The sequence below is a fragment of the Streptomyces sp. NPDC046876 genome (assembly GCF_040645035.1).
Classification (GTDB): domain Bacteria; phylum Actinomycetota; class Actinomycetes; order Streptomycetales; family Streptomycetaceae; genus Streptomyces.
Genome location: NZ_JBEYXK010000001.1, coordinates 1 through 23,249, shown reverse-complemented (window position 1 = coordinate 23,249; position 23,249 = coordinate 1). Strand labels below are relative to the sequence as shown.

19 protein-coding genes and 1 pseudogene are annotated in these 23,249 nt (G+C 72.3%); 6 read left to right on the top strand and 14 right to left on the bottom strand.

Annotation, left to right across the window (positions count from 1 at the left end):
- The first annotated feature begins 78 nt into the window (after nt 1-78).
- Complete coding sequence (locus ABZ924_RS00100; protein WP_361901620.1) at nt 79-1,092, top strand: sigma-70 family RNA polymerase sigma factor; 1,014 nt, start codon at nt 79-81, stop codon at nt 1,090-1,092.
- Here the strand turns inward: ABZ924_RS00100 and ABZ924_RS00095 are convergent.
- The gene (locus ABZ924_RS00095; protein ID WP_361901618.1) at nt 1,006-1,344 is read right to left on the bottom strand and encodes an STAS domain-containing protein; all 339 of its coding nucleotides are present in this window, start codon (nt 1,342-1,344) and stop codon (nt 1,006-1,008) included. The two genes, ABZ924_RS00100 and ABZ924_RS00095, sit on opposite strands and share 87 nt — an antisense overlap.
- A 68-nt stretch (nt 1,345-1,412) precedes the next feature.
- Between ABZ924_RS00095 and ABZ924_RS00090 the strand changes: the two genes are divergently transcribed.
- Entirely contained in the window at nt 1,413-1,979 is a 567-nt protein-coding gene (locus tag ABZ924_RS00090) for a ferredoxin (RefSeq protein ID WP_361901616.1), read from the top strand.
- Between the two features lie 126 nt (nt 1,980-2,105).
- Here the strand turns inward: ABZ924_RS00090 and ABZ924_RS00085 are convergent, their stop codons facing one another.
- The 8 genes from ABZ924_RS00085 to ABZ924_RS00050 all read right to left on the bottom strand — a co-directional run bounded on the left by ABZ924_RS00085 (nt 2,106) and on the right by ABZ924_RS00050 (nt 12,017).
- Nucleotides 2,106-3,383 carry a thymidine phosphorylase gene (locus tag ABZ924_RS00085; RefSeq protein ID WP_361901614.1) on the bottom strand — a complete coding sequence of 426 codons (1,278 nt, stop codon included), beginning with the start codon at nt 3,381-3,383 and terminating at the stop codon, nt 2,106-2,108.
- A 93-nt stretch (nt 3,384-3,476) separates the two neighbouring features.
- Nucleotides 3,477-3,875, bottom strand: coding sequence for a cytidine deaminase (locus ABZ924_RS00080; protein ID WP_361901612.1), 399 nt, complete (start codon nt 3,873-3,875; stop codon nt 3,477-3,479).
- A complete protein-coding gene (locus ABZ924_RS00075; RefSeq protein ID WP_361901611.1) occupies nt 3,872-5,134 on the bottom strand; it encodes an ABC transporter permease in 1,263 nt (420 codons plus the stop codon). The genes ABZ924_RS00080 and ABZ924_RS00075 overlap by 4 nt, the downstream gene beginning before the upstream one ends.
- Nucleotides 5,131-6,246 (bottom strand): ABC transporter permease, encoded by a 1,116-nt coding sequence (locus ABZ924_RS00070; protein ID WP_361901609.1) that lies wholly within the window; start codon nt 6,244-6,246, stop codon nt 5,131-5,133. Before ABZ924_RS00070 ends, ABZ924_RS00075 begins: the two co-directional genes overlap by 4 nt.
- Nucleotides 6,243-7,904 (bottom strand): ABC transporter ATP-binding protein, encoded by a 1,662-nt coding sequence (locus ABZ924_RS00065; RefSeq protein WP_361902323.1) that lies wholly within the window; start codon nt 7,902-7,904, stop codon nt 6,243-6,245. Before ABZ924_RS00065 ends, ABZ924_RS00070 begins: the two co-directional genes overlap by 4 nt.
- Before the next feature lie 232 nt (nt 7,905-8,136).
- Nucleotides 8,137-9,195: a BMP family ABC transporter substrate-binding protein gene (locus ABZ924_RS00060; protein ID WP_361901607.1), complete on the bottom strand. Its 1,059-nt coding sequence runs from the start codon at nt 9,193-9,195 to the stop codon at nt 8,137-8,139.
- A 219-nt stretch (nt 9,196-9,414) separates the two neighbouring features.
- Nucleotides 9,415-10,659 (bottom strand): amidohydrolase, encoded by a 1,245-nt coding sequence (locus tag ABZ924_RS00055; protein ID WP_361902320.1) that lies wholly within the window; start codon nt 10,657-10,659, stop codon nt 9,415-9,417.
- Between the two features lie 137 nt (nt 10,660-10,796).
- On the bottom strand, nt 10,797-12,017 hold the full coding sequence (locus tag ABZ924_RS00050; RefSeq protein WP_361901606.1) for a hypothetical protein: 1,221 nt from the start codon (nt 12,015-12,017) through the stop codon (nt 10,797-10,799).
- A 144-nt stretch (nt 12,018-12,161) separates the two neighbouring features.
- Between ABZ924_RS00050 and ABZ924_RS00045 the strand changes: the two genes are divergently transcribed.
- On the top strand, nt 12,162-13,367 hold the full coding sequence (locus tag ABZ924_RS00045) for a transposase (RefSeq protein ID WP_361901604.1): 1,206 nt from the start codon (nt 12,162-12,164) through the stop codon (nt 13,365-13,367).
- A gap of 110 nt (nt 13,368-13,477) precedes the next feature.
- Here the strand turns inward: ABZ924_RS00045 and ABZ924_RS00040 are convergent, their stop codons facing one another.
- The 3 genes and pseudogenes from ABZ924_RS00040 to ABZ924_RS00030 all read right to left on the bottom strand — a co-directional run bounded on the left by ABZ924_RS00040 (nt 13,478) and on the right by ABZ924_RS00030 (nt 17,120).
- Entirely contained in the window at nt 13,478-14,392 is a 915-nt protein-coding gene (locus tag ABZ924_RS00040) for an N-acetylneuraminate synthase family protein (protein ID WP_361901602.1), read from the bottom strand.
- Between the two features lie 47 nt (nt 14,393-14,439).
- Nucleotides 14,440-15,120 (bottom strand): annotated as a pseudogene (locus ABZ924_RS00035) (acylneuraminate cytidylyltransferase family protein); the annotation flags it as partial.
- Nucleotides 15,121-15,293: 173 nt separating this feature from the next.
- A complete protein-coding gene (locus ABZ924_RS00030) occupies nt 15,294-17,120 on the bottom strand; it encodes a DUF6716 putative glycosyltransferase (protein ID WP_361901600.1) in 1,827 nt (608 codons plus the stop codon).
- A 176-nt stretch (nt 17,121-17,296) separates the two neighbouring features.
- On the opposite strand from ABZ924_RS00030, the gene ABZ924_RS00025 reads away from it, so the two are divergent.
- Both ABZ924_RS00025 and ABZ924_RS00020 read left to right on the top strand, forming a co-directional pair.
- The gene (locus tag ABZ924_RS00025) at nt 17,297-18,337 is read left to right on the top strand and encodes a glycosyltransferase family 2 protein (protein ID WP_361901598.1); all 1,041 of its coding nucleotides are present in this window, start codon (nt 17,297-17,299) and stop codon (nt 18,335-18,337) included.
- Nucleotides 18,337-19,692 carry a polysialyltransferase family glycosyltransferase gene (locus ABZ924_RS00020; RefSeq protein WP_361901596.1) on the top strand — a complete coding sequence of 452 codons (1,356 nt, stop codon included), beginning with the start codon at nt 18,337-18,339 and terminating at the stop codon, nt 19,690-19,692. Before ABZ924_RS00025 ends, ABZ924_RS00020 begins: the two co-directional genes overlap by 1 nt.
- Before the next feature lie 31 nt (nt 19,693-19,723).
- Here ABZ924_RS00020 and leuE read toward each other — a convergent pair whose 3' ends face one another.
- Entirely contained in the window at nt 19,724-20,416 is a 693-nt protein-coding gene (leuE, locus tag ABZ924_RS00015) for a leucine efflux protein LeuE (RefSeq protein WP_361901594.1), read from the bottom strand.
- A 44-nt stretch (nt 20,417-20,460) separates the two neighbouring features.
- On the bottom strand, nt 20,461-22,041 hold the full coding sequence (locus ABZ924_RS00010) for a methylmalonyl-CoA mutase family protein (RefSeq protein WP_361901592.1): 1,581 nt from the start codon (nt 22,039-22,041) through the stop codon (nt 20,461-20,463).
- Between the two features lie 203 nt (nt 22,042-22,244).
- On the opposite strand from ABZ924_RS00010, the gene ABZ924_RS00005 reads away from it, so the two are divergent.
- Nucleotides 22,245-23,117, top strand: coding sequence for a L,D-transpeptidase family protein (locus tag ABZ924_RS00005; protein WP_361901591.1), 873 nt, complete (start codon nt 22,245-22,247; stop codon nt 23,115-23,117).
- Nucleotides 23,118-23,249: the final 132 nt, after the last annotated feature.

Sequence of the window (23,249 nt, the reverse complement as noted above, 5' to 3'; positions counted from 1 at the left end):
CTTTGTGTCCGAGCTGCGGCTGTCGGACCCCTCGGGTAGGTTCACCGGGTATCGGGATCGACCAGGGGGACGGAAGAGATGACCAACACCGCAGACCTCGCGGCCGGCACGGCCACCGCCCCTGATGCGGACGGCGGCCTGGAGGCGGCGCTCGACCGCTACCGGGTCGAGCTCACCGGCTACTGCTACCGGATGCTCGGCTCCTCCTTCGACGCCGAGGACGCGGTGCAGGACACGTACATCCGCGCCTGGCGCAGCTTCGAGAAGTTCGAGGGCCGCTCCTCGCTGCGGTCGTGGCTGTACCGGATCGCGACCAACGTCTGCCTGGACCTGCTGAGCGCGGGCAACAAGCGGGCCCGCCCCATGGACCTCACCGCCCCGCAGCACCAGGCCACCGCCGTCCTGAGCGAGCGGCCCGAGGTGACCTGGCTGGAGCCGGTCCCCGACGGGCGGGTGCTCCCGCAGACCGCCGACCCGGCGGAGATGGCGCTGGCCAAGGAGTCGGTGCGGCTGGCGTTCGTCGCGGCGCTGCAGCACCTGCCGCCCAAGCAGAGGGCCGTGCTGATCCTGCGCGAGGTGCTGGCCTGGAAGGCCGACGAGGTGGCGGTGCTGCTGGAGACCACCACCGCGTCGGTGAACAGCGCCCTGCAGCGGGCGCGGGCCACGCTCTCCGCGCACCCGCTGCGCGAGAGCGAGAGCGCCGACCCGCTGGACGCGGAGCAGGTCGCGCTGCTGGAGCAGTACCTGTCGGCGTTCGAGGCGTACGACATCACCCGGCTCACCACGCTGCTGCACGAGGACGCGGTGCTGTCCATGCCGCCGTTCGACCTGTGGCTGCGGGGCCCGGCGGACATCGCCGCCTGGCACCTGAACCAGGGCATCGGCTGCAAGGGCTCGCGGCTGGTCCCGACCACCGCCAACGGGCTGCCCGCCTTCGGCCAGTACCGGCCCCGGGAGGACGGCCGGCCCGGGCACGTGCCGTGGGCGCTGCAGGTGCTGGAGGTCTCAGCCGGGCGGATCGTCGGGCTCAACGCCTTCCTGGACACCGCGCGGTGGTTCCCACTGTTCGGCCTCCCCGAGCAGCTCGACTAGCCCCACCAGGCCGAGCAGGGCCCGCAGCGGGGCGCGAGCGCCGGTGATGGCGAAGTCCCCGCGCCCCCGGGCGGTGAGCCGCAGCCGGGCCAGCACCTCGACCGCGCCGAGGCCCGGCGCGGTGACCGCCCGCGCATCGCACTCCACCGCCTGCGCCCCCTGCTCGTACAGTCGGGCCAGGCGCACGCAGAGGTGCGCCGCGTCGTCGGCGGTGGGGCTGGGTCCGGGCAGCACGAGTCGAGTGATCTCCACGCAGGGGTGACTCCCCGGCCTGCCGTAACTCATCGGCGGCGGATGAGGCGGGTGCGGAGAATGGCGTGATGAGATCTGCCTACTGGGATCCGCTGCCCACCGCCCGCGCACTCGCCCCGGCGGACGCCCGCTTCCCCGTGTTCCGGGGCGTCTGGGCCGAGCGGAACTGGCGCAACGTCCCCGGCCCCTTCTACGGGGCGGACACCGACTGCATGATGATGGGCCGCTACGAGGCCCCCCGACACATCGCCTACGACGGCGACGGGCAGGAGTTCGTCTTCCGCCAGCCGGTGGACGTCCACGAGACCGACAACCTCGTGCGCGGAGCCCGGGTGGAGCTGTACAGCGCCTACGGCTGCGACGGGGACGACCACTGGACCGTGGGGTCCGTCCGTGATTGGTGGCGGGACCGCGGCCGGGTACGGGAGTGGGCGGTGGCCACGGGCGCCGAGTGGGCCGCCTACGCCGGGGATCCGCGGTACGCCGCCCACTACAACGAAGCCGCGCAGGGCCACCGGGACTTCGTCGGCCACATCGACGACGGCCTGGAGGCGTACCTGCGCGGCTATCTGTTCTGGCTGGAGCAACGGCGCGAGCCGGGGGCGGGCGAGGCCCTTCCCCGGCTACAGGGGTGAGGCCGGACGGCGCCGGAAGGGGAACGGCCTCGCCGAACCTGCCCGCCCACGGCACGGAGCCCCAGCATGCCGAACGGGACCGGCAGGGATCCACCGGTCCCGTCCACCCGAAAGGGAAGCCGCAGGTCAGGCGATGCGGTCCAGGACGATCGGGGTCGGCTGGAAGGACGTGCCCGCCGGGGCGATGTCGTACGAGCCCTCGAGCGAGGCCAGGGCGTACTCGAACTTCTCCGGGGTGTCCGTGTGCAGCGTCATCAGCGGCTGGCCGGCGGTGACCTGCTCGCCCGGCTTGGCGTGCAGCTCGATGCCCGCACCGGCCTGCACCGGGTCCTCCTTGCGGGCGCGGCCGGCGCCCAGCCGCCAGGCGCCCACGCCCACCGCGTACGCGTCCAGCCGGGTCAGCACGCCCGAGGACGGCGCGGTCACCACGTGCTGCTCGCGCGCGACCGGCAGGGCCGCGTCCGGGTCGCCGCCCTGGGCCTGGATCATGCGGCGCCAGACGTCCATCGCGGAGCCGTCGGCCAGCGCCTTGGCCGGGTCGGCGTCCTTGATGCCGGCGGCGTCCAGCATCTCCTTCGCCAGGGCGATGGTCAGCTCGACCACGTCGGCCGGGCCGCCGCCGGCCAGGACCTCGACGGACTCGCGGACCTCGAGCGCGTTGCCCGCGGTCAGGCCGAGCGGGGTGGACATGTCGGTGAGCAGGGCGATGGTCTTCACGCCGCTGTCGGTGCCCAGCGCCACCATGGTGGAGGCGAGCTCGCGGGCGTCCTCGATGTTCTTCATGAAGGCGCCGGAGCCGACCTTCACGTCCAGGACGAGCGAGCCGGTGCCCTCGGCGATCTTCTTCGACATGATGGAAGAGGCGATCAGCGGGATGGCCTCGACGGTGCCCGTCACGTCGCGCAGCGCGTACAGCTTCTTGTCGGCCGGGGCCAGGCCGTCGCCCGCCGCGCAGATGACCGCGCCGGTGGTGTCGAGGACGTGGAGCATCTCCTCGTTGGAGAGCAGCGCGCGCCAGCCGGGGATGGACTCCAGCTTGTCCAGGGTGCCGCCGGTGTGGCCGAGGCCGCGGCCGGACAGCTGCGGCACGGCCGCGCCGCAGGCGGCGACGAGCGGGGCCAGCGGCAGGGTGATCTTGTCGCCGACGCCGCCGGTGGAGTGCTTGTCGGCAGTCGGGCGGGAGAGGGAGTCGAAGTTCATCCGCTCGCCGGAGGCGATCATCGCGGCGGTCCAGCGGGCGATCTCGGACCGGTTCATGCCGTTGAGCAGGATGGCCATGGCCAGCGCCGACATCTGCTCGTCGGCGACGACGCCGCGGGTGTAGGCGTCGATGACCCAGTCGATCTGCTCGGGGCTCAGCTCGCCGCGGTCCCGCTTGGTCCGGATGACGGAGATGACGTCCATGTGGTGCTTCCTTCTACGCGCATAGAGGGGTGTAAGGGTGTCCGCGGAAGTGCGACGGCCCCCCGCCTCGTGGGCGGAGGGCCGTCGGCACGGTTATCTCAAGTGGTCCGGCCCGAAGGCCTGGGGCAGCATCTCCGCGAGCGGAAGGATCCCCTTCGGGGTCTCCACCAGCAGTTCCGGGCCGCCGAACTCGAACAGCAGCTGGCGGCAGCGCCCGCACGGGACGAGTACCTCGCCCTTGCCGTCGACGCAGGTGAAGTGCGTCAGCCGGCCGCCGCCGGTGGCCTGGAGGGAGGAGACCAGCCCGCACTCTGCGCACAGGCCGAGCCCGTAGCTGGCGTTCTCCACGTTGCAGCCGGTCACGGTCCGGCCGTCGTCGACGAGGGCTGCGGCACCGACCGGGAAGCCCGAGTACGGGGCGTACGCCCGGGACATGGCGTCCCGGGCGGCCTCGCGCAGGACCTCCCAGTCGGGGGTGGCCGCCGTCGTCACTTGCCCTGACCCTTGCGGTACGGCAGGCCGTCCGCCTTGGGCATCCGCAGGCGCTGCGCCGACAGGGCCAGCACCAGCAGCGTCGTGACGTACGGGGCGGCGTCGACGAACTGGCTCGGGACGGCGTCGGTCAGCGCGTACCAGACGAACAGGCCGGCGGCGCAGGCCAGGGCGATCGCGGCCTGCAGGTGCTTCTTCTTGTACAGCTGCCAGACGACGACCACGATGAGCAGGATCGCGAGCAGCAGCAGCATCGCGTGGACGTTCTCGGCGCCGCCGCGCAGCTTGAGGCTGTACGTGAAGCCGAACAGGCCCGAGCCGAGGGCCATGCCGCCCGGCATCCAGTTGCCGAAGATCATCGCGGCGAGGCCGATGTAGCCGCGGCCGCCGGTCTGGCCCTCCTGGTAGATGCCGGTGGAGACGATCGCGAGGAACGCGCCGCCGAGGCCGGCCATCGCACCGGAGACGACCACGGCGATGTACTTGTACTTGTAGACGTTGACGCCGAGGGACTCGGCGGCGGTCGGGTTCTCGCCGCAGGAGCGCAGGCGCAGACCGAAGGAGGTCCGCCACAGCACCCACCAGGTGGCCGGGATCAGCAGGATCGCCACGATGGTCAGCAGCGACAGGTTGGTGACCAGGCCGCCGAGGACGCCGGCGACGTCCGAGACCAGGAACCAGTGCTTCGCCTGGAGCGTGGCCAGCCAGTCCGACAGGCCGGGGACGGTGATCTCGGTGATCGGCTCGATGCGCGGGGACTGCTTGGAGGAGCCGCCGGGGACCTTGTCAAAGGTGAAGTTCGACAGGTACTGGGTGAAGCCGACGGCCAGGATGTTGACGGCCACACCGGAGACGATGTGGTTGACGTTGAACGTGACCGTGATGATCGCGTGCAGCAGGCCGCCGAGGGCGCCGCCGACGATACCCATGGCGACGCCGGTCCACGGGCCCCACTGGTAGCCGGCCCAGGCGCCGAACCAGGTGCCGAGGATCATCATGCCTTCGAGGCCGATGTTGACGACGCCGGAGCGCTCGGCCCACAGGCCGCCGAGACCGGCCAGGGCGATCGGCACGGCGAGCTGGAGGGCGCCGGAGACCTGGCCGACGGAGGTCAGGTCGTTGGCGCCGGAGATGACCCGGACCAGCGAGATCAGGGCGAGCCCACCGGCGATGATCAGCAGGATCCAGGGCAGGGTGAGCTTGCGGCGGCCGCCGCCCTTGGGCGCAGCGCTCGTCGCGGTAGCGGTGCTGGTGCTCACGCCGCGACCTCCTTCTTGTCGGTCTTGATGGCGTGGCCGGCAGCCAGCTCCTCGCCGACCTTCTGCTGCTGGCGGCGGATGCCGTAGCGGCGGACGATCTCGTAGCTGACGACGACCGCGATCACGATCAGGCCCTGCATGATCGTGCCGATCTCCTGGGCGTAGCCGGCGGTGTCGAGGCCGGCGGAGGTCTGCTTGATGAACGCGAGCAGCAGGGCGGAGAAGAGGATGCCGACCGGGCTGTTGCGGCCGAGCAGGGCGACGGTGATGCCGGTGAAGCCCACACCCAGCGGGAAGGACAGGTTGTACGTGTGGGACTCGCCGAGCAGCAGCGGCATGCCGGTGAGGCCGGCGACAGCGCCCGAGATGAGCATCGAGGTCATGATCATCTTCTTGGCGTCCACACCGGAGGCCTGGGCGGCGGACTCGCTGGCGCCGGTGGCGCGCAGGTCGAAGCCGAACCGGGTGCGGTTGAGGACGAACCAGTAGACGATGCCGAGCGCGAAGGCGACGAAGGTGAAGCCGTAGATGTCGCCGCCGGGCAGGGACAGGGCCGGGAACCAGGCGGACTCCGGGATGTCACCGGTGGTCAGGTCGTTCGAGCCCGGCGGCTGCACGCCGAGGTTCTTCGGCAGGATCAGCCAGGCGATCAGGGACGTGGCGATGGCGTTGAGCATGATCGTGGAGACGACCTCGCTCACGCCGCGCTTGGCCTTGAGAATGCCCGCGATACCGGCCCAGAAGGCACCGGTGAGCATGGCCACGACCACGATCAGCACGATCTGCAGCGGGCCGGGCAGCGAGATCGCAGCGCCGATGACGGCCGAGACCATCGCGGCGAGGCGGTACTGGCCGTCCACACCGATGTTGAAGAGGTTCATCCGGAAGCCGATGGCGACGGCCAGGGCTGCCAGGTAGTAGATGCCGGCCTGGTTGACGATCAGGACCTGGATGTCCTCGAAGCCGGCCTGCTGGATCATGATGCGGAGCGGCTCGATCGGGTCCACGCCCGAGGCGGCCAGCACGATCATGGTCAGTACGAAGGCGCTGACCAGGGCGAGCGCCGGGCCGGCGACGGCCAGGAGCAGCCGGTCCTTGTCGAATTTCTTCATCGGGCCTCGTCCTCCGTCGTGTCACCGTCGGCAGCGGCGGAGTTGTTGTCGGTGGCTTCCAGGTGGCCGCGCGCGGCACCCGTCATGGCGGTGCCGAGCTCCTCGGGCGTGATGGTCGCCGGGTCGGCGTCCGCGACCAGGCGGCCGCGGTAGATGACGCGCAGGGTGTCGGACAGGCCGATCAGCTCGTCGAGGTCGGCGGAGATCAGGAGCACGGCCAGGCCCTCGCGCCGGGCCTCGCGGATGGTGTCCCAGATCTGCGCCTGCGCACCGACGTCCACACCGCGGGTGGGGTGGGCGGCGATGAGGAACTTCGGGTTGTGGCTCATCTCGCGGCCGACGATCAGCTTCTGCTGGTTGCCGCCGGAGAGCGAGGCCGCGGTCACGTCGATGCCCGGGGTGCGGACGTCGTACTCGCGCACGATCCGCTCGGTGTCCTTGCGGGCGGCCTTCGGGTCGAGGATGCCGCGCTTGGAGTTGGGCGCCTCGGTGACGTGGCCGAGGATGCGGTTCTCCCACAGCGGGGCTTCCAGCAGCAGGCCGTGGCGGTGGCGGTCCTCGGGGATGTAGCCGATGCCGTCCTCGCGGCGCTTGCGCACCGGGTGCTTGGTGATGTCCTGGCCGTCCAGGGTGATCACGCCGGAGTCCGGGGTGACCATGCCCATGAGGGCCTCGATCAGCTCGGTCTGGCCGTTGCCCTCGACGCCGGCGAGACCGAGGACCTCGCCCTTGTGGATCGTGAGGTCGACGTTGTCCAGCAGCAGGCGGCCGACGGGCACGTGCTCGTGGACGTTCTCCGTGTCCTCGTTGTGGTCCTCGGCGGCGGCCGTCAGCGGCGCGGTCACCGCGCCGCCCGTCTCGGCCAGGGTCAGGCCCTTGACCTGGAGCATCGGGACGTCGGTGACGGTCGACTCGCGGGTCTCCGGGGTGGGCAGCTCGCTGCCGACCATCAGCTCGGCGAGCTGCTTGGTCGTCGCGGTCTTCGGGTCGGCGGTGCCGACCGTGGTGCCGCGGCGGATGACGGTGATGTCGTCGGCGACCTTCAGCACCTCGCCCAGCTTGTGCGAGATGAAGATGACGGTCAGGCCCTCGGCCTTGAGCTCGCGCAGGTTGTCGAAGAGTGCGTCCACCTCCTGCGGCACGAGCACGGCGGTGGGCTCGTCGAGGATGAGGGTCCGCGCACCGCGGTAGAGGACCTTGAGGATCTCCACGCGCTGGCGGTCGGCGACGCCGAGGTCCTCGACCAGGGCGTCGGGGCGCACGCCGAGGCCGTACGCGTCCGAGATCTCCAGGATCTTCTTGCGGGCCTTGGCACCGATGCCGTACAGCTTCTCGCCGCCGAGGACCACGTTCTCGAGGACGGTGAGGTTGTCGGCGAGCATGAAGTGCTGGTGCACCATGCCGATGCCGCGGGCGATGGCATCGCCCGGGTTGCTGAAGGAGACCTGCTCCCCGTCGATGGCGATGGTGCCCTCGTCCGGCTTCTGCATGCCGTAGAGGATCTTCATCAGGGTCGACTTGCCGGCACCGTTCTCACCGATCAGGGCGTGGACCGTGCCCTTGCGAACGGTGATGTCGATGTCCTTGTTGGCAACGACGCCGGGGAAACGCTTGGTGATGCCGTGCAGTTCTACGGCGGGGGGGCTGGACGCGTTGATGACGCACTCTCCTTGGCGCGGAAGGAGCTGGAAAAGCCTTGAGGCAGGGGGACAGGGCGGGGAGAGAAGGTACCGCGTCCACGGAACCTCTACGCGCGTAGCACTGTCGAAAGTGAAAACTTGCGGCCAACCGGCCACAAGGATCACGACACGGAACACGGCTTCGGGGCCCGGGAGCGGTAGAGACCGCCCCCGGACCCCGTAAGACCACTACTTCACGTCGGCGACGGCCTTACGGCGCGGTCTTGACGGTGATCTTCTTGGCGATGATGTCGGCCTTCGCCTTGTCGACGGCGGCGATCAGGTCGGCCATCTTCTTGTACTCGGGGTTGGAGTCGGCCAGGCCGACGCCTTCCTTGTCCAGGCCGTAGCGGACCTCACCGGTCTGCGGCTTGCCGTCCTCGACCGACTTGATCAGGTTGTAGACGGCACCGGACACGTCCTTGGTGACCGAGGTCAGGATGTGGTCCTTGTACTTCGCCAGACCGGCCTGGTTGTACTGGTCGGAGTCGACGCCGATGGCCCACTTGCCGGCGGTGGCGGTGGCCTCGATCGCACCCGAGCCGGCGAGACCGGCGGCGGAGTAGATCACGTCGGCGCCGTTGTCGAGCTGGCCCTTGGCGGCGGCCTTGCCGAGGTCCGGCTTGGCGAAACCGGAGAAGTCCGGCGGCTGGGTCAGGTAGGTCGACAGCACCTTGGCGTTGGGGTTGGTGTCCTTGACGCCCTGGGTGAAGCCCGCCTCGAACTTCTTGATCAGCGGAACCTCGACGCCGCCGATGAAGCCGACGGTGCCGGACTTCGAGGCCTTGGCGGCGGCGACGCCGGCCAGGTAGGAGCCCTGCTCCTCGTTGAAGACCAGGTTCGCGATGTTCTTGTCGGTCACCGAGGTGTCGTCGATGATGCCGAACGTGGTGTTCGGGAACTTCGGCGCGACCTTCTTGATGGCCGGGGCGTACGAGAAGCCGACGCCGATGACCGGGTTGTTGCCCTTGCGCGCGAGCTCCGTCAGGCGCTGGACCTTGTCGGCCTCGCTCTCGCCCTCGGTGGGCTCCGCCTCGGCGCCCTTGATCTTCAGGTCCTTCTCGGCCTTCTCCAGACCCGCGAACGCGGCGTCGTTGAAGGACTGGTCACCGCGACCGCCGATGTCGTAGGCGATGGCGGCCGACTTCTGACCCGACTCGGACGGGGACGCCCCCGTGTCGGAGGACTTCTTTCCGCCACAGGCGGTGGCCGAGAGGGCCAGCGCCGCGGACGCGAGGCCCACGGTGGCGATCCTGGTGATCCGGCGCAAGGGGAGGCTCCTTCAAAACCTGACCGAAGCGCCACTGACCGGCGCTGGTTTCGCGGCGATCGTAACGCGCGTAGATGTCAGTTAAAGGCCCGTTCATGAGTCGTTATCGGATCGTCGCGAACCGGACAGTGACCGATCAGTAACAGCGGTCCTGTCCAGCCCTTGATACACAAGGGCTGGACAGGTGCGGGGGACGCCGCTCAGATGTTGCAAAAATTTCTACCCGGTAGGCCGTGCACGACGCCCGTCGAGCAGGGCGGCGGCGGTGAAGAACTCCACCCCGACGCCGATGGCGGCCTCGTCCACGTCGAAGTCCCCGCGGTGGAGGTCCCTCTTCACGCTGGCGCCCGGCGGGTGCACGCCGAGGCGGGCCATGGCGCCCGGGACGTGCTCCAGGTACCAGGAGAAGTCCTCGCCGCCCAGGCTCTGCTCGGTGTCCTCGACCGACTCGCTGCCGCGCCGGGCCGCCATCGCCTCCCGCAGCAGCTCGGTGACCACCGGGTCGTTCACCACGGGCGGCACCCCGCGCACGTAGGTGATCTCCGACTTGGCCCGGTGCACCCCGGCGATCTCGTCGATCGCCGCGTGGATCTGGTCGGGCGCCTCGTGCCAGGCGTTGATGTCCAGGCAGCGGATGGTTCCGGAGAGCTCGGCGTGCATCGGGATCACGTTGCACGCGTGCCCGGCCTCGATCCGTCCCCAGGTGACCGACATGCCCGAGCGGGCGTCCATCCGGCGCGAGAGCACCGCCGGCAGGTCGACCGCGACCCGGGCCGCCGCCGTGACCAGGTCGGTGGTCAGGTGCGGGCGGGCGGTGTGGCCGCCGGGGCCCTCCAAGGTGATTTCCAGACGATCACACGCCGATGTGATCGGACCCGCCCGCAGCCCGATCTTCCCCGCGTCGACCCGCGGGTCGCAGTGCACCGCGATGATCTTCCCGACGCCGTCCAGGACGCCGGAGGCGAGGGCATCGGTGGCCCCGCCCGGCAGTACCTCCTCGGCGGGCTGGAACAGCAGCCGCACCGGCCTGGGCAGCCGGCCCTGGCGGTCGAGCTCGGCGAGGACCAGGCCGGCGCCGAGGACGACCGCGGTGTGGACGTCGTGGCCGCAGGCGTGGGCCCGGTCGGGGAAGGTCGAGCGGTAGGCGACGTGGGTCTTGGCATCGGGGATGGGCAGGGCGTCGATGTCCGCACGCAGGGCCAGCATCGGCCGGCCGCCGTCCCAGGTGCCCACGTCGCATACCAGCCCGGTTCCGGACTTCAGCACGCGCGGGCTCAGGCCGGCTTTCTCCAGCCGGGCCTTGAGGGCCGCCGTGGTGCGGAACTCCTGGTGTCCTAGCTCGGGGTGCATGTGCAAGTCCCGGCGGAAGGCGATCAGTTCGGCACGCAGATGATCCGGAAGCTTGCCGGGCAGCTCGGGCTGGGAGGGCACGCCGGGCAGGACGGTCTGGGACTCGCGGGACATCAACTGGTTCACCCGTTGAAGGGTAGGCGCACGAATGGCCCAACTGGATGGAGATCAGGAAAAGTTCATGCCGTCAGGGGAAAAAAACCAGACCTATGGACGCATGACCGGATGGCCCCGGGGGTAAACTCGCGCGCTCATCCGGCCGCCGAAGCCGTCTGAACAGGGATTCTCTGCACATCACGGGCGGATTCGGTGACGGAGGCGAGGAAGCCCCCGGCGCGCGGGGAGGCGGAGCCGGTGAGCCATGCCGGGTCCACCTCGCATACGGCGACCGTCACCCCCGTACCGGTCAGCGCGTACGGCAGCGTGTGGACGACCGTGGACGGGAAGCTGACGACCGTTCGGCCGATCGGTCCCCGACGCGCCGTCAGCTCCAGCGGCAGGTCCGGCCGTACGATCTCCAGCCCCGTCGCCTCGCTCAGCGCGCGCAGCTTCTCCGGGGACTCCCGGCGGTGCGCGAAGTAGCGGGTCGCGCCGTGGCGCAGCGCCAGGGCGCGCACCGCCTCCAGGTAGCGGGCCCCGTCGACCACGCCGGTCTCCACGAGCGAGGTGCCGACGAGGTCGGTGCCGCGGGTCAGGCGGGGCGGGCCGAAGCGGGCCCGGGTCCAGGCGAAGTCGTTGACCCGGAGCGTCATGGTGCCGTGCACGCTGACCGGCATGGAGGTGAACACCTCGATGCGGCGTCCCGTGCCGGCGGCCGGGGTGAAGCGGCGGCGGGCCGTCGCCGAGACCGGCGCGTACGCGAGCTCGCGCAGCCGGGCCGGCAGGCCGCCGCGGCCGATGCGGTGCCAGCGCACCAGGCGCTCGCCGCGGGCGGTCTGGGCGGCGAACTCCAGGGTGGCGGTGCCGTCGTCGACGACGACGAGCTCCTCGGAGCGTACGAGGGTCAGCAGCAGCTGCACGTACCGGGAGAACGGATCGCCGACGACCACGCGCCGGGCGGCGCGGACGTCCCGGGCCAGCGCGGCGAGCGCCCGCAGCGGGGCGAGCCGGCTGCCGCGGGCCTCCTGCCAGCGGACCTCGTACCCCTCGTCCCGGGCGAGCCCCGCCATGCGGCGCAGCTGGCCGCGGGACATGGGGTCGGTCGGGGGCAGGACCACGATCCGCAGCCGGTCGGGCGCGGGGGCGGCGGCCGAGGCCCCGGGGGCCTGCGGCCCGGCCGGGTCCGCGGGGGCGCCGGCCCGGCCGGCCCGGCCGGACTGGCGCGGTACGCCCGCCAGCAGCGGGGCGCGGCCGGACGGGGCCGTGCCCTGGGCGTGGGCCCACTCGAGCACGTTCAGGAGCTGGACCGGGCTCTCGACGAAAGCCAGGGTGGGGGTGGGGGTGGGGCGGGGGGTGCGGGCCGAGGGGTTCACCGGGTTTCTCCCAGGAGGCCCCGGCCTTCAGGCCGGGGAGGAATGGGTCCTTGGGGCGCAGGCGCGGAGCGCCGGAGTTCTCTTCGCATCTGTTCTGACCTGCACTCTCTTCCGTTGTCAGTGGCGGGTGTCAGCTTGCGGATCATGACGACAGCAGCGATAGCCGATCAGGTGGCCGGGCATGCCCGGTACACCTTCCGGCTGCGCGTGTCGTCCGGTGCGCTCGCGAAGCTGAATGACGAGTGGGCGCGCTGTCGGCGGGTGTGGAACGAGTGCGTGGCGATCTCCCGCAAGGTCCACGGCCTGAACAGGACTGCCGAGGAGAAGATCACGTGCGGTCCGGCGCAGCTCGACAAGATGCTGACGGAGGCCCGTCGGTCGATGAGCTGGTTGCGTGAGGGCGCGAGTGTCCCGCAGCAGCAGATCATCCGCGACTTCGCGAAGTCCCGGGCCAAGGCTTGCAAGGACACCAAGGGGAAGTTGCCGGTACGGCAGCGGGCCGGGATGCCCCGCATCGAGCGCAAGCGCGAGGCGCTGCCGTCGCTGAACTACACGACCCGGGGTTTCCGGATCAAGGACGGTCGGCTGCACCTGGCGGGCGGGATCGCAGTGACGGTGGTGTGGTCGCGTGAGCTGCCCAAGCCGCCGTCCTCGGTGCGTGTGTACCGGGACAGTCTCGGGCACTGGTACGCGTCGTTCGTCGTGGCCACGGTGTCCGAGGACCTGCCGGCCACCGGCCGGGCCATCGGCATCGACTGGGGCGTGAAGGAGACCGCCACCACCACCTCCACCGCCCACGACCTGCCGCACGCCCAGCACGGGCGCACGGCCGCGCAGAAGCTGGCCCGCTACCAGCGGATGATGGCCCGGCGCGCCACGCCGAAGAACCGGCCCGACACCAAGGGCTACAAGAAGGCCCGCCGGGCAGCGGCGAAGGTGTCGAAGAAGATCGCCCGGCAGCGGACCGACACCGGCCGCAAGTGGGCCAAGCGCGTCGTCCGGAACTTCGACCACCTCGCGGTGGAGGACTTCCGGCCGCGCTTCCTCGCGAAGACCACCATGGCCCGCACAGCGGCCGACGCCGCGATCAGCGCGACCAAGACCGCCCTGGTCGAGATGGCCCGCAAGCACGGGCGCACCGTGCACCTGGTCCACCCCGCGCACACCACCATGGACTGCGCGCAGTGCGGAGCGAGAGCCAAGCACGCACTACCTCTTTCCGAGAGAACGTACACGTGCACCGCGTGCGGAGCCGTCTCGCCCCGAGACAAGAACTCCGCCCGTGTGATGCTCGTCCGGGCTGGTCTCAACCCGGCTAGTGCTGATCTTGTAAGCCCTGCCCGTCGCTGACGGTCAGGCGAAGTGAGCTAGGAATCCCCTCCCTTCAGGGAGGGGAGGATTCAACGGGACTCCTCCTGTACTGCTCGTCAGGGGCGGGCTGCGGTGCGCGGGGGGGGCGGTCAGGCGGCGATCGGCTCGCCCTGGACGCGGCGGAGCTTCTTCATCGGGGCGAGCTCGGACGCGTACACGCGCTTGACGCCGTCGCCGAGGGCGGTCTCGATGGTGCGGATGTCGCGGACGAGGCGGGTGAGGCCGCCGGGCTCGACGGAGGCGGCCTGGTCGGAGCCCCACATGGCGCGGTCGAGGGTGATGTGCCGCTCGACGAACGCGGCGCCGAGGGCCACGGCCGCCAGGGTGGTCTGCAGGCCCGTCTCGTGGCCCGAGTAGCCGATCGGGACGTTCGGGTACTCCTCGCGGAGGGTGTTGATCACCCGCAGGTTGAGCTCCTCGGGGCGGGCCGGGTACGTGGACGTGGCGTGGCAGAGGAGGATGTTGTCGCTGCCGAGGACCTCCACCGCGTGCCGGATCTGCCGCGGGGTGGACATGCCGGTGGACAGGACGACCGTGCGGCCGGTCGCGCGCAGGGCGCGCAGCAGCTCGTCGTCGGTGAGGCAGGCCGAGGCCACCTTGTGGGCCGGGACGTCGAACTTCTCGAGGAAGGCGACGGCCTCGGTGTCCCACGGCGAGGCGAACCAGTCGATGCCGCGCTTGGCGCAGTGCTCGTCGATGGCCCGGTACTCGGCCTCGCCGAACTCCACGCGGTGGCGGTAGTCGATGTACGTCATCCGGCCCCAGGGGGTGTCGCGCTCGACGTCCCACTGGTCGCGGGGGGTGCAGATCTCGGGGGTGCGCTTCTGGAACTTCACGGCGTCGCAGCCGGCCTCGGCGGCGGCGTCGACGAGGGCCAGGGCGGTGCCGAGGTCGCCGTTGTGGTTGATGCCGATCTCGCCGACGACGTAGACGGGGCGGCCGGGGCCGGCGGTGCGGGAGCCGAGGGTGCGCAGACGGGGGTGGTCGAGGGTGGCGGCGGTCATGGCGTGGGACGTCCTTCGGTCGGGGTGGCGGGGAGCGGGGGCGGGGTGTCGAAGAGGGGGGCGAGGAGGCGGGCGCGGGCCAGGTCGTGCGGGTCGTCGATCTCCAGGACCCGGGCGGGGTCGGTGGCGACGGGGAGGGTGCGGCCGAAGAAGCGGTGCCGGGCCCTGCGGAAGCCGGCGGCGTCCATGGCGTAGGCGGCGCCGGTCTCCAGCAGGTCCTGGGGACGGTCCTGGCGGCGGGGGCGTACGGCCTTGTCGTGGTTGACGCCGGTCGCCCCGTCGGCGGCGGGCGCGGTGGCCGCGCGCCAGAGGAAGCCGTGGAAGGGGGCCGTGGCCAGGGCGGTGTCGGCCGCGCCGCCGGCCACGGCGGCGGCGACCGACTCCACGTCGGCGGGGGTGAGGAAGGGGCTGGTGCACTGGACGAGCAGGACCACGTCCACGGTGAGGGAGTGCAGTTCCTCGAAGGCCTCGAGGGCGTGCAGGACGGCGGCCTCGCTGGCGGCGGTGTCCCCGGAGAGGGCGGCGGGGCGGCGTACGGTGGCGGCGCCGGCCGTGCGGGCGGCGGCGGCGATGGCCTCGGAGTCGGTGGAGACGAGCACGTCGGTGACGGTGGCCGCGCCCCGGCAGGCGGCGACGGCCCGCGCCACGAGCGGCACCCCGCCCACCTCGGCCAGGTTCTTCCCCGGCACCCCCTTGGACCCGCCCCGGGCCGGGATCACGGCCAGCACCCGCTTCGGCCCGCCGCCCGCGGCACCACGGCCGCCGGCCGGCGCCTCGACGGCCGGCGGCCGGGCCCGGTCCGGCGCTGCGGCGGGTGGTTCGGCCGCGGCGGGCGGATCGGTCCGCGGTGCCGCGGCCCGGGGTGCGCCGGCGGTCGACGGCGCCGGGCCGGTCCGGGCGGTCACAGGTCCCCCAGGCGGCGGATCGCGGGGGCGACGCGCTGGACCCCGTGGCGGTAGGCGCCGCGGGCGGCCTCGCGCAGCCGGCCGCGGAACCAGCGGCCGACGCGGGACCCGCCCTCCCCGCCGCGCGGGGCGCCGGGCAGCGGCGTCCCGTCCGGCGCGAGGTGCTGCCGGGCGAGGATGCCGGGGAGGTATCCGGGGGCGGTGGCGAGCGTGTAGTACGGCTCCACCGGCGGCAGCCAGGGCCGGGCCGCCAGCTCCGCGACCCGGGCCCGCGCGGCCGCGTACGGATCGGCCGCCGTCCCCGCCTCGGCGCCGGGGCGGCACCCCGCCCCGGGCCCCGGGGACGTCGCACCCGCCCGCGGGCCGGTGCCGACATCCGCGGCCCCGGTCTCCGTGGCCGCGCCCCCGCCTCCGGCGCCGGAGGCGAACGCCACCTCCGCGCAGTCGCCGGCTTCGGCGACCGCCGTCCGGCCTTCGGCCTCGCCGCCGGGGCGGGGGCCGGCGGCCCCGTCCGGGGCCCCGGCCCCTCTGCCGGCGCTTGCGCCGACGGTGCCGGTGCCGGCGGCGAAGACCACCTCGGCGCAGTCGCCGGCCTCCGCCACGGCCGCCCCGCGCCCGGGGTCTCCATCCACGGGCCCGGACTGCGGGGCGGCGGTTGCGCCCGCGGCGCTGGCTCCGCCTGCGGACGCCATCCCTGCACAGTCCCTGGCGTCGGCGTCGGCGCCGGCGCGGGGCCGCGGGGGCACGGCGTGGGCGGTCGGTGCAGGCGCGGTGGGCGGGAGCGGCGGCGGGGGGCGGACGCCGTGGGCGGAGAGCCAGGAGGGGGCGGCCTCGGGGAGGAGGCCCGCGTCCAGCTGGTCCCAGGAGGCGAGGCAGCCCGAGCCGAGGAAGTGGTGGTTGCCGAGGGCCTCGCGGATGCCGAGGTCGGTCAGGACCGCCGTCGGGATGCCCCGGTACAGGGACTCCAGGGCGGCCGTGGAGGACACCGTGACCAGCAGGTCCGTGCCGTCCAGTACCTCGCCCATGTTCCCGTACACCAGTCGGCAGTTCACGGGCAGCCCGCCGGGGATCCGCTCGGCGAGCCGCTGGTACGGCTGTTCCTCCAGGTGCGTGGTGTGTTCCCCGGGCCGGCTGCGCAGTTTGACGAGCACCTCGCGGTCGGGGTGCAGCCGCGCGTGCCCGGCGGCCCGCCGCAGCAGGTAGGCCCGGTCCGCCCGGCTGTCGGGGACCGACGGCTGGACGGCGAAGACGACCCGCCGGGCCCGGCTGCCGGCCGGCCGGTACGGGGCCCCGTCCAGGAACGGCAGGGCCGTCTCGGTGACGCAGTCCGCGGCCGCGCCGACCCCCTCGTACACCGCGCGGAAGCGCTCGGCGTCGTGGCGGGAGTTGGCGAGGACGAGGTCGGCGCCGTGCCGCAGCAGCAGCCCGTCGGCGAGCTTCTCGTAGACGACGCCCACGTACCCGGTGACGACCACCGGCCGGGCGGCCGGGGCCGGCCACAGGGCGCGGATCCCGTGCAGCACGGCCTGGACGGCGCCGCCGACGAGGGCGAGGACGATGACGTCGGGGCGGTCGCCGACGATCCGGTCGAGGAACTCCGGGCAGGTCACCTCCGACAGCCGCCCGGCGTCGACCCCGACCCCGACCTCGCCGAGCTGGCGCGCGGTCGGCGTGGCCCGGCCGCGCAGCAGGTATCCGGCGAGGCGGTGGTCCGGCGCGAGGCGGCGGGCGGTCAGGGCGCCCCATTTCCACCGGGTGTCGGAATCCGCGAGGACGGCGACCTTCGGGCCGCGCCGCGTGTCTGCATGATTGCTGACTGGCACCCGGCAGAAGGTATTCGCTGATTCCCGGGATCGGCCCAACGAGCAAACAACAGCGGGTTAACAGGCCGTCGACGAAATGCGAATCCGCACCGGTTAACGCGCCCGCCCCGCGCCGTTCACACGGAATACGCACCCACGCCATGGTGAATGCCGGACGACGGCATAATGTCTCGCGGGTGCCCAAGCTCTCTGTTGTCGTGCCGTTCTACAACGTGCAGACGTACGCACCGGATGCCCTGAAAAGCCTCGAACTCAACGCGCGGGACGATTTCGAGTTCCTGCTGGTCGACGACTGCTCGACCGACGGGACGCCCGAGCTGCTGCGGCGGGCGGCGCGCGAGCTGCCCGGGGCGGTGCACATCGGACGCGAGCAGAACGGCGGCCTGGCCACCGCCCGCAACACCGGCCTGGACGCGGCGAGCGGGGAGTACATCGCCTTCCTCGACGGCGACGACTGGCTGGCCCCCGGCCACCTGGCCCGCACGCTGGCCGCCATCGAGGCGCTGAGCTGCGATTTCGTCCGCACCGACCATGTCAGCGTCAGCGGCCGCACCCGCTCGGTGCAGCGGGTCCCGTACGGTCCGCAGCTGGTGGTCGCCGATCCGCGGGCCGGGATCCTGCCCGCCTCCCGCTCGACCTGCGTGGACTATCCGTACGCCTGGGCCGGCATGTACCACCGGCGGCTGCTGGACGACGGGCTGCTGCACTTCACCGACGGGCTGCGCACGGCCGAGGACCGGCCGTGGATCTGGCGGCTGCACCGGCGGGCCCGCTCCTTCGCCTCCGTCGGCCTGCCGGGGATCTTCTACCGGCGCGGCATTTCCACCTCGTTGACGCAGATCAAGGACGAGCGGCAGCTCGATTTCATCCGGGCATTCGACCAGGTACTGGCCGATACGGCGGCCGATGCGGAATCCGGGCGGCTGCTGCCGAAAGCGGTCCGAACATACTGTGCCATTATCGCGCACCATATCGGGTCGATCGAAAAATTCGAACGGCCGGTGGCCGAAAAACTGCGCGCACTGAGCGCGGCCGCCCTCGGCCGCATGCCCGGCGAGCTGCTGGACCAGGCACTGGACGCGATGGACGCCGAGCGCGCCGCCCTCCTGCGCCGCCTGCGCCGCGCCCACCGCCGGGCCCGCTCCGCCCCCTCCTCCCCTTTCTTCCCGACCTCCCCGACCTCCCCGACCGCCGGTGCGCGCGGAGGAGACCGCTGATGGCCCTCCCCTGCACCCAGGTCTTCGTCGCCTCCACCCTCTACGGGACGGCCACGCTCGCCGCCGCCCTCGACGCGGGCTGCTTCCCGCCCGCCGGCCGCCGCATCCTCCTGACCAGCAACCACGCCCTCGCCGCCGAGGCCTCCCCCGGCCTGGCCGCCCTGCCCGGCTTCGCCGCCCTGCGCACCCGCTTCGACGAGGTGATCGACTGGAACGCGGCCATCGCCCCGCTGCACCCCAGCTCCTGGACCCCGCGCCCCGAGGACGTGCCGCTGTGGGAGCGGCAGCTGCGCGCGCTGTGGGGGCTCGGCGAGGACCGCGTCGAACTGGTCGTGGAGTCCCTCCAGGTGCCGCCCGCCCGCGCCCTGTGCCTGCTCTTCCCCGGCGCCGCCGTCGACGTGTACGCCGACGGGCTGATGAGCTACGGCCCCACCCGCTTCCGCCTCGACGCGCAGCTCGGCACCCGCGTGCGCCGGGTCCTGCACCCCGACCTGGTGCCGGGGCTGGAGCCGCTGCTGCTCACCGAGTTCGGCGTCCGCCCCGAGCTGGTCCCCGGCACGGCCCTGCTGAAGGTCCTCGCCGAGCTGCCCTCGGAGGCTCCCGAGCTGGACGGGGTCGGCCAGGGGCCGGCGCTGCTGCTGGGCCAGTACCTCTCCGCCCTGGACCTGCTCTCGCCGTCCGAGGAGGAGGAGCTGCACGTGGAGATGGTCCGCGGCGCGCACGCCCTCGGCCACCGCGAGCTGGTCTTCAAGCCGCACCCCAGCGCCCCCGCCGAGTACTCCCGGCGCGCTGTCGCCGAGGCCGGGCGACTCGGCGCCCGCCTCACCGTCGCGACGAGCCCGGTCCTGGCCGAATCGCTGTACGAGCGGCTGCGCCCGGCCCTCGTCGTCGGCTGTTTCTCCACCGGCCTGCTGACGGCCGCCACGCTGTACGGGCTGCCCGTCGCGCGCACCGGGACGGGACCGCTGCTGGCCCGGCTGACCCCGTACCAGAACAGCAACCGGATCCCGCTGACGGTGGTGGACGCCCTGCTGCCCGCCCTCTCGGACGCGCGGGCCGTCGACGGGTGGAGCCCGCCCGGGCCGGAACAGGTCCGCGGCCGCCTGGCCGGGCTGCTCACCGCGGTCGGGTACGCCATGCAGCCGCAGATCCTCGCCGGGCGCCGCGGCGACGCCGAGCGGTACCTGGCCCACCACCCCGAGCAGCGCGCCGGGAACTACTTCACCCGCCGCCGCCTGACCTCCCTCGGGCTGCCCGGCGGCATCCCGGCGCGGCTGGCCTTCCTGCCGCACAGCCCGGCGGTGCGCCGCGCGGTCCGCCGGCTGCGGCGGCTGCGCTCGCTCCGGGCGCACTGAGCTGCCGCGGCCCTGCCGGGCGCGGGGGGCGTCAGCTCGTGGCGAGCTTGGCGGCGAAGCCGAGGAAGAGCACCCCGGCCGCCGAGGTCGCCCCGGCCGACAGCCGCTTGCGGCGGCGGAAGGCCGCGGCGAGGCGGGTGCCGCCGAATATCAGCAGCGTCAGGTACAGGAAGCTGCCGAGCTGGAGCAGGGCGCCCAGCAGGAGGAAGGACAGCGCCGGGTAGGCGTAGCCGGGGTCGACGAACTGCACGAAGAAGGAGACGAGGAAGAGGATCGCCTTCGGGTTGAACACGCTGATCAGCAGCGCCCGCCGGTACGGCCGCTCGCCCTCGCCGGCCTCCCCGGCCGCCCCGGCCTCACCGGACACCGGGGCGCCGGCGGTTTCCGCGGCCGCCTGCGGCCCCTCGGCCGCCGCGGTCCGCGACCGCCACAGCGCCCAGGCGCCGCGCATCATCCCGACGGCGAGCCAGGTCAGGTACCCGGCTCCGAGCAGTTTGACGATCCCGAAGAGCACCGGGCTGGTCCGGAGCAGCGCCCCGGCCCCGGCGGCGGACAGGGTCATCAGCACGGCGTCGCCGGTGAACACCCCCGCCGCGGCCTTGTACCCGGTCCGCACGCCGCGCCGCGCCGCGACGGAGAGCACGTACAGCGAGTTCGGACCCGGCAGCAAAATGATCAGGACGAGGCCGACGAGGTAGGTCGGCAGATCGGTGACACCCAGCATGCGCAGGAGTGTCCCATAGGGTTGCTCCTGTCGCACGAGGGATTTCACCAGGTGGAACCGGTGGGCTCGTACGCGCCCCAGACCTCGCGCAGGGCGTTGCAGACCTCACCCACCGTGGCGCGGACGCGCAGTGCCTCCTTCATCGGGTAGAGGACGTTCGCGGTGCCGGCCGCCGCCTCGCGCAGGGAGGCCAGGGCCGCCGCGAGCGACGGGCCGTCGCGGTCGGCGCGCAGTGCGGCGAGGGCCTCGCGCTGGCGGGTCTCGATCGCGGGGTCGACGCGCAGCGGCTCGTACGGCTCCTCCTCGGCGAGGGCGAAGCGGTTGACCCCGACGACCACCCGCTCGCCGCTGTCGGTCTCGGTGGCGATCCGGTACGCGTTCCGCTCGATCTCCGCCTTCTGGAAACCGGCCTCGATCGCGGCGACCGCACCGCCGAGGTCCTCGACCCGGCGCATCAGGTCGAGCGCCGCCCGCTCCACGTCGTCGGTCATCCGCTCCACCGCGTAGGAGCCGGCGAAGGGGTCGACCGTGTGCGGGACGTCCGTCTCGTGCGCCAGCACCTGCTGGGTGCGCAGCGCCAGCCGGGCCGCCTTCTCGGTCGGCAGTGCGATCGCCTCGTCGAAGGAGTTGGTGTGCAGGGACTGGGTGCCGCCGAGCACCGCGCCGAGGGCCTGCACGGCCACGCGGACGAGGTTCAGCTCCGGCTGCTGGGCCGTCAGCTGGACGCCGGCGGTCTGGGTGTGGAAGCGCAGCATCAGCGATTTGGGATCCTTCGCCCCGAATGTGTCGCGCATGATGCCGGCCCAGATCCGCCGCGCGGCACGGAACTTCGCGACCTCCTCCAGCAGCGTGGTGCGGGCGACGAAGAAGAAGGACAGGCGCGGCGCGAACTCGTCGACCGCCATCCCCGCGGCCAGCGCGGTCCGTACGTACGCGATCCCGTCGGCCAGGGTGAAGGCGATCTCCTGCGCGGGCGAGGCCCCGGCCTCGGCCATGTGGTAGCCGGAGATGGAGATGGTGTTCCAGCGGGGCATCTCCACGCGGCAGTAGCGGAAGATGTCGGCCGTGAGCCGCAGGGAGGGCTCGGGCGGGAAGATGTACGTGCCGCGGGCGATGTACTCCTTCAGCACGTCGTTCTGGATGGTCCCCGTCAGCTGCCAGCCCTCGACGCCCTGTTCCTCGGCGACGAGCTGGTACATCAGCAGCAGCAGGGCGGCCGGGGCGTTGATGGTCATCGAGGTGGAGACCCGGTCGAGCGGGATGCCCTCGAAGAGGACCCGCATGTCGTCGAGGGAGTCGACGGCGACGCCGACCTTGCCGACCTCGCCGTGGGCGAGCGGCGCGTCGGAGTCGTGGCCCATCTGCGTCGGCAGGTCGAAGGCGACGGACAGGCCGGTGCCGCCGCCGGCGATGAGCTGGCGGTAGCGGGCGTTGGACTCCGCGGCGGTGCCGAACCCGGCGTACTGGCGCATGGTCCACGGCTTGCCGGTGTACATCGTCGGGTAGATCCCTCGTGTGTACGGATACGCCCCCGGTTCGCCCAGTTTGACCTCCGGATCCCACTCCGTCAGATCGCCCGGCCCGTAGACCGGTTCGATGGGACTTCCGCTCTCGGTACTCGCCATGTGACCAAGCCCTCCATAGAGAGAACGGGCCCGGGGCTGATACAACCTCTCCCGGCTGCGCCGGTGCGCCCCCGGCGCAACGGTCGGCCGTCGCCTGCCCGACGGCCGCTGGTCACAATGGCGCAACATCCCGGGACCGTGTGCAACTCTCCACGCCCGCCAGGCATCACCTACATACACGACGTAGAAAACGGGGGGCTGCAATGCACCGCCAGAGAGTCATAGTCCGCGCCCTCGGGGTGGCCACCGCCGTCGCGCTCTCCGCGACCGCCTGCGGTCCGCAGAAGACGGAGCCGGCGGGCTCCGCCTCCGTGGTCCCGTCCGCGTCCGCGGCGGGCTCCTCCCCCGAGACCTCACCCTCCGCCGACGACAAGGTGGCCTCACCCTCGGCGTCGCCGTCCCCGTCCGCGTCGGCCTCCGCGTCGCCCTCGCCGTCGCCGACCGCCAAGGCGCTCATGGCGAACGGCGACGAGAGCGAGCAGGTGCGCGAGCTCCAGGCCCGCCTGAAGCAGCTCAAGTACCTGACGGCCAAGCCGACCGGTTTCTACGGTTCCAAGACCACCGCCGCGGTCAAGGCCTTCCAGGCCAGGAACGGCCTGCCCGCCACCGGTTCGGTCGACGAGGCCACCTGGAAGAAGATCCAGGGCCTGAGCAAGAAGCCCTCCGCCGACGAGCTGCGCCCGCCGGAGGTCAACGAGGCCGACGCGCCGGACCCGCGCTGCATGAAGGGCCGGGTGATGTGCATCAGCAAGGAGAGCCGCACCCTCGCCTGGATGATCGACGGCAAGGTCGTCTCCACCATGGACGTCCGCTTCGGCTCGGAGAACACCCCGACCCGCGAGGGCGAGTTCAGCGTGGGCTGGAAGGCGAAGGAGTGGACGTCGACGATCTACCACACGCCGATGCCGTACGCGATGTTCTTCAGCGGCGGCCAGGCGGTGCACTATTCGGCCGACTTCGCGGCCCGCGGCTACAACGGCGCCTCGCACGGCTGCGTGAACGTCCGGGACAAGGGCAAGCTCGCCGCGCTGTTCGACCAGGTGAAGGTCGGCGACAAGGTCGTCGTCTACTGGTGATGCGCTGATCGGGTGAGCCGCCCGTACGAAGAAAAGCGGTGGCGGGGGGGGGGGGGCGGAGGCGGCCGCCCCGCCGACTGAATAGTGGTGGGGTTGGTGGAGGGTGGGGGGCGGGGGGGCAGGCGGGCCTGC